The following is a 538-nucleotide window of genomic DNA, read 5'->3' as shown; positions in this document are numbered from 1 at the left end:
ACGCCGCCAACCCGGCGGTCACACATCGGGTACTGACCCTCATGTTGGCCAGCGAGTACTAGGCTTGACCGTCTCCCCTAGCGGGAGGCGGTTTTTTGCGGGGGCGGCGCCGTTGCCACTGAGAAGGTCGGTGTCCTCTGGCCCTTCACCATGACCCGCATATAGGCCCGGTGGTTGGGCAGATTGATCAGATCGCTTGGGGCGACGCGTTCTAACTGGCGGACAAAAACCGGCGCGTCATTGACCCCCACCCGGAACACCATGAGGCTGCCGACATTGCCCAGGATCGCGTCAAAAACGGCGGTCTCGACCTGGGCCACGTGCTGATGCACGAGGGTCAGCCCGAGCCCGTATTTGCGGGTCTCAGGCAGGATGTCTGCGATGGAGGCGGTGGTAAAGGCATGGAACTCGTCGACATGCAGCATGAAGGGGCGTCGCTGATCCTCAGGAATGGTCTGACGGCTCAGCGCTGCGTTGACGATACTGGCAACAATCAGACCGCCCAGGACGTTGGTGACGTCCGCGCCGAGGCGCCCCT

General features: G+C 62.8%; 1 pseudogene. It reads right to left on the bottom strand.

Annotated elements, in window-relative coordinates:
• Nucleotides 1-77: 77 nt before the first annotated feature.
• Nucleotides 78-538: pseudogene (locus GV827_RS23280) on the bottom strand (type IV secretory system conjugative DNA transfer family protein); the annotation flags it as partial.

The sequence above is a fragment of the Sulfitobacter sediminilitoris genome (genome assembly GCF_010667575.1).
GTDB lineage: Bacteria > Pseudomonadota > Alphaproteobacteria > Rhodobacterales > Rhodobacteraceae > Sulfitobacter > Sulfitobacter sediminilitoris.
This window is presented reverse-complemented; position numbering and strand designations above follow the sequence as displayed.